Here is a 6,958-nt window from a genome sequence, read left to right as displayed (position 1 = left end):
AATCAAATCAGGTAATGCCGCCTGTCTCTCACCGAGTGCTGTGGCCGCAAGGTTTATTTCATGCTCGGCCTCCAGCAACAGCAGATCGGCGATGGTCTGCTCTAGCGGATCACCCGCTGCCCAGCGCATCGGTTGTTGTAGTCGCAACGCCTGCCAGTGATAACCTTGCTGGGAGAGCCCTGCACAAAATTTCAGCTCAAAACCACGCCCCGTCCCCTCATACCCCTGAACTGTAGTTAACAGCAATATTCGCGGGAAAAAAGGCAGCAATGCCTGTAACAACGGTGCGGGTATCGCTGCCGCTTCATCAACCAGTAACCAGTCTGTTTGTGCAAAAATCTGTGAGTGACCCTGTTGCTGACAGTGTGCTAATAAAGCATCAGGAGCATAAAACTCGGCATGCTCAGTCGCATACAAAAACAGTGTATCAACGGAAGCACGCTTAGGTGCTGTTACCCACACTTTGCCGTTACCTGACCAGTTAGCCGCCAACATTCCTGCCACAGCAGATTTTCCCCGACCACGTGCGGCCGTTAAGCTCAACACCCCCGAAGTCGTGGTCAGCAAACGCTGCAAAACATCCCGCTGTTCTGTGGTTGGTGTGCCATCTGGCGGCAACCACTGCACCGATGATTTAGCGCATGCTGATATATTACTTTGTGGCCACGCTGTCAGCCATGAGATAGAAGGGAGCGATATAGCGGTAGATTGTGTGTTAGCAGACTGTATACCGGTAGGCTGCGAATCTGTAGTTTGTCTCTCAGTGAACGGGGCGACAGAAAATGGATCGGCACTCAATAACACATCGGCCACATGCTGTTCACGCTCATGCTCCTCGCACCAACAAAAAACAGACGACTGTGCAAAAACACGCTGGCAGTGTGCCACAAAATGCGGTGTTGCAATCGGTGAAGTCTGTTCTGACCAGCGTAAGCTATCGCTATCAGGCGTGGCAGCCCATTCAGCCCAGCGGGGCAGCAGCAAAACCAACCAGCTTCCTGCGGTTAATGTTCCGGCCACAATTGCCAATGCCTGTACATCAAATCCGGCACGGGCATCAAACACTGCATGTTGAAACTCCTGCCCAAGCAGAGTTTGTGCAGATCGAAACGCCACCTGCTCAGGCATATTCAGCCAATCCCCCCGCAATCGTTGTTGTATCAACAAAGATTGCCTATCAACCCAATCAGCTGAACCACTGATCACCAGTAAACGGCGATAACCGGCCAAATGCAGCCGTGCCGTTTCCGCCACACTCTGCTGTAACCATTGTGGGTAAGCAGTATCAGGCATATCAGAGATAACAGCGTTTGGTATCACAAGCTGGGGATCAGAATTGACAGGTGTAACCATGCGGGAATAACTCGGTGATGGATTCATAAAGGTAATTCATGCAGATATTGCATATTGCCTGCATGGAGATCTGTTTATTATGCAGAGGTGGCGGAAAAACTGCATCTGAAACAGAAAAAGAAAATCACGGGCAGAGGTTGTCTGCCCGTGATTTGGATTGTAGTAACCAACCGTGGTGCGCTATATCTCGGCTAACCATTGCGTTAGCCGTTGAACTGGCCATTTGGTTTGTAATAACGGTTTCTGAGGTTTATACCCTCTGGCGCGCTGGTTATGCCCGCTGGCGCGTTTCACGCTTATCGGGCAACCCCTTTTCCCGCAACACACGAATACTCACCTGATGTGTTTTTCTATCATTATGCAACTGAACCCCCTCGTGCGGGCTGGCAACACCATCAATGGTTATCCCTGCATCGCTATCTACCTGCGATACAGTGATCAGATACAGCGTATCTTGATACTGGTAACGCAGGCTATAACTCTCCCACTCCTCCGGCAAGCACGGTTCAATCAGCAAACGTGTACCACTGCGGCGAATACCCAGCAGTGACTCGCTCATCAAACGGTACATCCAACCGGCAGAACCGGTATACCATGTCCAGCCACCGCGCCCTGTATGAGGCTCAACTGCATAAATATCGGCAGCAGCCACATACGGCTCAACCTTATACTGTGCTACCTGTGCCAGTGTTTTACCGTGGTTAATCGGGTTTAGCATGCGGGTTAACTCCCAAGCCCGCTCTTTATCCCCCAACTTGGCAAAAGCCATGGTTGCCCACACCGCCGAATGGGTGTATTGGCCACCGTTCTCACGCACGCCGGGAACATAGCCTTTGATATAACCGGGGTTGAGTGCCGCCTGATCAAACGGTGGGTCAAGCAACTGAATAATATTTTGTGGCCGTCTGACCAGATGGGTATTGAGCGAGTGCATTGCCAAGCGACTACGTTCAAGTGCAGCCGACTCTGACAATACCGACCAGCTTTGTGCGATAGAATCAATACGGCACTCGATATTACTTGCTGAACCGAGCGGTGTGCCATCATCAAAATATGCACGGCGATACCATTGGCCATCCCAGCCTGATGTCTCTAAATTCGCCTGTAACTGCTGGGCCTGATCTAAACAGAGCGCGGCCATGTGCAGATCATCAGTTCGTTCAGCCAAATCAGCAAAGCGCTGCAATACATCGTACAGGAAAAAGCCTAGCCACACGCTTTCCCCTTTCCCTTCAATTCCGACCTGATCCATACCGTCATTCCAGTCTCCCGACCCCATTAACGGTAAACCATGTACGCCAAAACGCAGACCGTGCATCACCGCACGAACGGCATGTTGGTAGAGGCTTTCACTCAGCTCACTGATCTGCGGAGCATCGTAATATGACTCTTCACCTTCTCTGAGGCTACGCCCTTGTAGGTAGTGAATGGGCTCGTGCAAAATGCTGATATCACTGGTGCTAGCCACATAATGGCACAACACATACGGCAGCCAGAGGTAGTCATCAGAACAGCGGGTACGCACCCCTTGCCCCATTGGTGGATGCCACCAGTGTTGTACATCCCCCTCAGAAAACTGGCGAGATGCAGCCAGCAGTAAATGCTGGCGTAACAGTTGCGGAGCCGCATGAACCAGCGCCATACAATCTTGCAACTGATCACGAAAACCAAATGCGCCGCCTGATTGATAATAACCACTTCGGGCTTCAAAACGGCAGGTCAGGGTCTGGTACAATAACCAACCATTGAGCAGCAGATCGAGCTCTGGCTCCGGCGTTGTTACTTGCAGTGCACCCAGCGTGGTGTGCCAGAAACATTGTACGGTGGCAAATTCCTGATCAGCATGTGCTGCCAGTGTCATCGTGCTGTCAGCACCTATCCCACGTAAATGCTGTAAAAGTGCCACGGCCTGCTCTGGTGAGTCTTCTGCCCCCAGCATAAACACCACTTCACGCTCTTCACCCGCCAGTAGCATCAAGCTAACTTGCAAAGCGGCACAAGGGTCAACGGCACCGGTTTTACTGTTGCTATTGGCCGTATTACCTGCCCCCTGAGTCACAAATGCGGTATTCAACCCAACCGGCTGACTTTCACGGCCCAATGCACCTAAAAATGCGCGCCTGTCAGTACAGAGCGTACGCTCAGGTAAGTTGACATCAAAAAAGACCGTGCGAGTATCCCCCGATTGGTTATAGCTGTTCCGTGCCAGTACCGCACGGGTTTGCGGTTCAACCGACGTGACTACGTGTGCAGCAGTTTTATTTTTCAGATCACCTAAAATCCACTCAACGAATCCGGTAACACTCAAACGCCGGCGCTCCGTTGAACGGTTAATCAATTTCAGACGGAAGAATTTTACCGGCCGTTCACGCGCGACAAACACACGCAATTCAGAGGTAATTCCGCGCTCGGTATGCTCAAACAAGCTGTAACCAAACCCGTGTCGGGTACGATACTCCCCCGTACCGGGGCAAGGTAATGCCGTTGGCGACCAAACTTGCCCACTGTCTTGATCACGAATATAGAAAGCCTCACCGCTGCTATCACTCACCGGATCATTATTCCACGGTGTTAAACGGTATTCGTGCGCATTTTGATACCACGTATAGGCTTGCCCGCTTTCACTGATCACTGAGCCAAAACGTGGGTTTGCCAGAATATTTGACCATGGTACTGGCGTTCTCCGCTCTTGATCGAGCAGCATCACATACTCACGGCCATCTGTGCTAAAACCGCCTAATCCGTTAAAAAAGCGCAGATCACTCTGGGGATAGTGGCAGACCGGTTCACTCTCTATTTCTCTTGCAGGCGATATATTTTCAGGGATATCAAGCTGACGAGGGAAAGATCGAGCAACACTGAGCTGATCGGGTAGCGATCCGAACTGATCGTCAAGAATCAGCGCGGCAACCGACTGTAATAAACGCCGATCATCTGCCGGCATCGCCTGACTTGCGCGTAAAAAGACCCCAGCGGGTTGATCAATACAGCTTGCAGCAGGGCCTGAGGTGAGCAGGCTGCCTAAGTGAGTTTGCAGCTCTTGCCGATAACCGGCCACCTCTTCGTTCAATATCACCAAATCAAACGCAAAGCCTTTCAAGCGCAGATAAGCATGTGCTTGTACCAACTGTTGCATCAAGCGAACACCGTCTGCTTGGTGGATAAAGAGCAACACGATAGGGTAATCGCCCGAAATGGCATACGGCCATAAGCCCGATTGCCCCAACCGATTCTCAGCCAGTATCTCGGCAGCAGCACGTAACCGTGCATCAGGGAACAGAATCAAACCAGCCAAGCGATTAAACAGCAGCGTTTCAGTTTCAACGGTGTTGATTTGATGCAGGAAAACCTGACTGTGTGTCCACGCCAAATGGGTAATTCGGTCGGCCAAATGCCGATCATGGTATTTTTCAGCCAACTGCAAACAGAGCTCACGTTCCGGCGCAATACCCAGCAGTAGATCGACTGTAACCTCGGCATTAGGCTCGAGTACTATTTTCCGGCGAATCGCCACGACCGGATCAAGTACTGCACCTTGTGAATTACTCAACACTTGCCCTGCCTGCATCGCTAACGGATTTACCGCACTGCGGCCTCGGCCAATAAATTTTGCCCGATCAGTTTCATAACTCACGCCATCTAGCACTGAATCATGCACATTTAACTGATGAAACAGCCATGGATTTTGCTCTTTTGCAGTACGTGCCCGGCGATGACAAAGCAGCGTTTGCAGCCCACCAACAATCTCGGTTTGCATAAACAGATTACTAAATGCAGGGTGTAACTGATCGGTAATCAGTGGAGCAAGCACCACCTCCGCATAGCTGGTTAGCTCAATTTCTTTACGCTGATAGCTCAGGTTTGTCAGGGTAATTCGGCGTAATTCAACGTCATCTTCCGGTGAAACCACCACTTCGGTATGTACTTTCAACTGTGACAATGCTTGTTGATATTCGACCTTTGACTCTGAAAATACGGCCTGATAGTCGCTATCGAACAGTTCCGTTGTTACCCCAAGTGGCTGGCAACTGATACTGCTGTAACTGCCTGTATCCAGATCACGGATATAGCAAAATAACCCGTATTTCTCGGTGGTCGGGTCGGCCCGCCAGCGGGTGAGTGCCAGATTTTGCCACCGGCTATAACCGGCACCGCTCTGGCTTAACATCACATGATAGCGTGAGTTTGAAAGCAACTGGATTTCAGGCGAGCTCAGATCTTGTGCATAGAACCGCCGCTGCACATCACCACTGTGCTGAATATCGTGGGTGACAGGCTCAAATTGTTGGCGTTGTACGTACAAATTAATGGCTTTTGGCATTTTTTCTTGCAGCAACAAATGTGCCGCTCTAAATAGCGGTTCAGCAGTAAAACGCTGCGGCATTTTTTGGCCAAGTAATTGATGAGCCAGCGCTAAAAAGCCCATTCCCTGATGATGAGCCATATAGGAACGAATTAGCACATGTGGCTCACCACGGTTTAACCGGCTCGGGGTAAAATCCAACGCTTCATAAAAACCAAAAGCACCGCGAGCACCGATCGCTTGCAGCGCCTGAAGGTTCTGACAAGCCGCATCAGGCTCAAGCATTAATGCCATCATAGTGGCATACGGGGCAATGACCCGATCTTCGGTCAAACCGCGTTTTAGCCCTAAGCCAGGTACACCAAATGCGCGATATTGATAGTTAAATTGCCCGTCAACTTGGTTATAACCTGACTCCGAGATCCCCCACGGGATCATCATCTGCTTACCGTAACTGATCTGCTGTAATACAGCGTTGCGGCAAGTTTGAGTAATCATCGTATCGTGATAAGAAGGCATCACCAACTGCGGCATCAGGTACTCAAACATCGAGCCACTCCATGACGCCAACACTGCCCGCCCCTCAACCACCGAAAGCAATCTTCCTAAATTAAACCAGCTTTTTACTGGGATCTGGTGCAGCGCTACCGCCAGAAAATGCCCTAGCCGCGCCTCTGACTGCAAAAGATCATAATGCCCCTGATCAAAATGGCGAGAATCAAGGTTATAACCGACCCGTAACAGCTGTTGGGCAGGGTCAAACAAAAACTCAAAGTCCATCTGGGCAAAATCAAATAGCCGAGCCGCAAGCTGGTTAATTTGCTCATTTTGTTGTTGCTGTTGCTCCTGACTCAACGCCAGCTCTTGCTGTATATCCTCAACCTGCTGCACTAAAGCCTGTGACCAGCGGCGAGCAACACTGCCGCTGTAGGTATCCTGAATATAGAGATTAAGTGCAAAAGCCTGTTGGTACAGACCGCCAAACCAGACATGTGCAGAATCACGGTCGGTAATACGGTGAGTAAGATCATCAACCAACGCTGTTTTCAGTACGCTAATCTGCTGCTCACACACCGGTGAGGCTCTATCAGCCAGCGCACTGCACAACAAATTCAGTGTGTCTGTCATTCCCTGCATAGCCAACTGGAAACGGGCAATATCAGGGGGGGTATGTAATGCATTTTGCTGTGCAGGATCATGGTGTAACGGCACTTGCAACGCCAGCAATCCACGCCGAAGGATCAGCAAATGTCCAGCCAAGTTACCGCTATCTACTGTTGAGATATAGCGTGGATAGAGCGG

General features: G+C 50.7%; 2 protein-coding genes. Both read right to left on the bottom strand.

Annotation, left to right across the window (positions count from 1 at the left end; translation table 11 throughout):
* Positions 1-1,293, bottom strand: a 1,293-nt coding sequence (locus tag ACRC27_RS06035) for a tRNA(Met) cytidine acetyltransferase TmcA domain-containing protein (RefSeq protein ID WP_438639422.1), incomplete at its 3' end; no start/stop codon positions are given.
* A gap of 331 nt (positions 1,294-1,624) precedes the next feature.
* Positions 1,625-6,916, bottom strand: coding sequence for a GH36-type glycosyl hydrolase domain-containing protein (locus tag ACRC27_RS06030; RefSeq protein ID WP_438639421.1), 5,292 nt, complete (start codon positions 6,914-6,916; stop codon positions 1,625-1,627).
* Between the last annotated feature and the right edge of the window lie 42 nt (positions 6,917-6,958).

The sequence above is a fragment of the Plesiomonas sp. genome (genome assembly GCF_051650925.1).
Classification (GTDB): domain Bacteria; phylum Pseudomonadota; class Gammaproteobacteria; order Enterobacterales; family CAMTGL01; genus Plesiomonas.
The sequence above is the reverse complement of the archived record's forward strand: the minus strand, read 5'-3'. Positions and strand labels throughout refer to the sequence as shown.